Consider the following 3,026-nt stretch of genomic DNA (forward strand, 5'->3'; position numbering starts at 1 on the left):
GGATGTCCAGTTGAGGCGGCACGTTAGCTTCGATGTGACGCAGGAAGGCGAGGAACTCCTGGTGACGATGCCGGGGTTTGCATTGAGCGATGATTGCGCCGTCGAGCACGTTGAGGGCGGCGAACAGGGTGGTCGTGCCATGACGCTCGTAGTCGTGGGTGACGCCTTCAATGTAGCCGAACCCCATGGGAAGCATGGGCTGGGTTCGTTCGAGGGCCTGAATCTGGCTCTTCTCATCGACGCAAAGCACCACGGCCTTGTCAGGCGGATTGAGATAGAGCCCGACCACGTCGCGCAGCTTCTCGACAAAGAAGGGATCGGTCGAGAGTTTGAAGCTGCGGGTGCGGTGAGGCTGCAGGCCGAAGAGTTGGAACAGGCGATGAACGGTGCTTTTGGCAAGCCCCGTCTCTTTGGCGATGGCGCGCACGCTCCAATGGGTCGCGGCTTTGGGCTTGCGAGCGAGTGTCTTGGTGATCAGCTCGGCCACCGCCTCATCCTCAACCGTGCGGGGCCTGCCGGTACGCATCTCGTCGTAGAGCCCCTCGATCCGATTTGCGATGAAGCGATTGCGCCATTTGCCGACCGTATGGGGACCGACACCAAGCCGCGTCGCCACGACGGCGTTGCTCGGCTCACGTTCGCAGGCCAGCACGATCTTTGACCGCAGCGTCAGCGCCGCAGGGAGCGAGCGCGACCGCGTGATGGCCGTGAGCTGCGTGCGTTCGTCGCTGGAAATCGTCAGCGTCGCCTTCGGCCGTCCGGTGCGCATCGGGTATCTCCTTCGATCAGGATACCCGAAACCCCTGCAATAATTATGCTACGAACTTACGGGACGGAACACTAGATGACGAGTATGTCAGACAAAATACCGTCACAGGAAACGCATGTGGAATATCTCTCGGGCTACGATGGCGGGTTCGGCTGCAGTGAACACGTGCTCGTTACGAAAAACGGCATCGAAACCCTTAGTAAGACGCCGCGCGAAATTCATTTCGCTTGAGTTACTCAGGATATGGACGGATGCTTCTATCCGGCGGCGCTGTTGGCAGGAGCTGGTACGCCTTTATTCCCAAGGCGTGCGCATCGTTCGCCAAGGCTGCGATACATGCTTCGTCGAATGGAGGACCCTCCACGGTCGGTAGTGGAGCGGCATCGGAAGCGTCCGCGTAACTCCCCCACGAATAGGCCTGCAGGTCGACCAGGGAATCGTCCCACTTGCTGTGGAACGTTGACGCCTTGGTATACGCTGTGCCATCGGGCCACTTGGCGTGTAGGACAACCTGCAGCTTGTTGCCTCCCTTGTCGCCGTTGCGTTCGCTCGCATGCAACGGGTGTTCGAGATCGCTGGCGAGGTGTACAACGAGTTTCAACGCACGCAGCCTTGTCTTCGTTGGAGTGGGATTTGTCCTTCAGGATGGCAATGGCTGCGGGCAGGCCTTGCACGATGCAGCTGCCATGGTCGTTCAGATCCTTGCAATCGATCGTGGCATCGTATGTCGAACGTTTGATGTCAAATATTGACAAAATGCCACCGATCGGTGTTCTTTCCCTCCGACGTGAATTTGTAGTTATCGGCCCAATTTGAGATCGCCGCGAGAGAGGCGCCGCCGATCAACTCTCGAAGCTTGCTCTGCGCCACCGGACACAAATGCCGCTGCCAATTCCGCGATGATGGAAATGGCCCAGCTGGCCCCATGCTAAGGCGGAAGAGGTGCTGGCCGCCGCGAAGGGGACCATCCAGATCGGAGCTGCGAGTCTGAGCGGTCATTCTGTCCCCTCGAGGTTGTCGGATTGCATCAACCAGTCCTCTCTGCCGGATAATGGCTCGGGTTAGAGCACATTGACTGCCGGCATGGGTTCCGCCGGGTGTGGGATTGAATCATCCACGTGCCGCCAACGTGATTGCGCAAGCCATAAGAAGGCTCAGAGACCTGCACATTTAGTCAGCATACTCAATGAACTGTATTGCAATTATGAAACGGCTCACAGCCGGTTATAGGATGAGGCGAAGCGAACCGATAAGGAAAGAGAGATGTGGTCCTCGATATGCTCTCTTGCTGCAGAATGCGGCGGACTGAGCCACCAGGGCGCATAAAAAATGCATCCTTTCGCGACAGCGGCAGAAATAGTACAGCCAATTTGAGCAATAAGAACCGGAGTCCGGATGACGGAGAGCAGGCGCCGCTGCCTGCGCATGCGTGGCGCGAACGAGGTTTTCAATGCGCAACCATGACCTTGTCTCAGGTGGCCTCCTGGCGCTGACCGCTGCAAGTATGGTGCTCCTCTACACTAGCCTGTTGGCATTCTTCCTCATATAGATCGGCGATCGAACTTTCCTCCCGCTTGCGCCGCTCAACCTCACGGCGTGCGAGCTCATACCTCTTCTGTTGATCCGATCCCGAAAATGGTCAGGTTTTGTCAAGAAGTAATGACCCCCTACAACGTACGAGGCACATCGGGGCGGCCACTATTCAAATAACCAAATCCAGGCGGCTATTGGCACTATTCGGTGACTGTCGGAGATAAGGTTAGATCCGGTAAGATCCAAGCGCGGCTCGGTCTGCTAGCCGTCCGGCGAGTCGCTCATCAATCGGATTCTCACGGAGAAGTGAGCCATCGTTTCCAACCACGGCCGCGAACATCTTGCCTCGACCGATCCCGCCGAGGACGCCGCGCCGGTGCATCGGCCGTTCGATCCGGCCACGGCTGGCGCCACGTCGCTGTACCCGTAGGGCGGCGTAGACCCACGGGCTGCCATAGCGCCCGCCGCTGTCTTGACGGACCTGTCGGACCGCGGCCAAAAGCGCCCATATTGGCGGCTGTGCGTGCGCTTACCGGGCGCTCGCGCCAGGCGTGATGCCGCCGGCGAGACCTCAAGCACGGCGCACATAAGCTTCACCGTAAGCGCCAAGGCCATCGCGCGTTGCGGACCGACTGGCAATCTGAGATTCTCCAGCGTTGGCGCGCCGGAGGTAGTGATGTCAATTTCTATAACTATGCCTATGCCTGATGATAGAACATGCCAG

At 58.5% G+C, this 3,026-nt stretch carries 2 protein-coding genes and 1 pseudogene; all 3 read right to left on the reverse strand.

Translation table 11 applies throughout. The features are described from left to right. A partial coding sequence (locus FNJ47_RS45315) for an IS630 family transposase (protein ID WP_206685409.1) occupies positions 1 to 769 on the reverse strand: 769 nt, incomplete at its 3' end. Between the two features lie 232 nt (positions 770 to 1,001). Continuing rightward, positions 1,002 to 1,382 (reverse strand): annotated as a pseudogene (locus FNJ47_RS54940) (S1/P1 nuclease); the annotation flags it as partial. Between the two features lie 1,146 nt (positions 1,383 to 2,528). Beyond that, complete coding sequence (locus tag FNJ47_RS54945) at positions 2,529 to 2,801, reverse strand: hypothetical protein (RefSeq protein ID WP_163163195.1); 273 nt, start codon at positions 2,799 to 2,801, stop codon at positions 2,529 to 2,531. Positions 2,802 to 3,026 lie beyond the last annotated feature (225 nt).

Origin of the sequence: Bradyrhizobium uaiense (assembly GCF_010811875.1) — a bacterium.
Taxonomy (GTDB): domain Bacteria; phylum Pseudomonadota; class Alphaproteobacteria; order Rhizobiales; family Xanthobacteraceae; genus Bradyrhizobium; species Bradyrhizobium uaiense.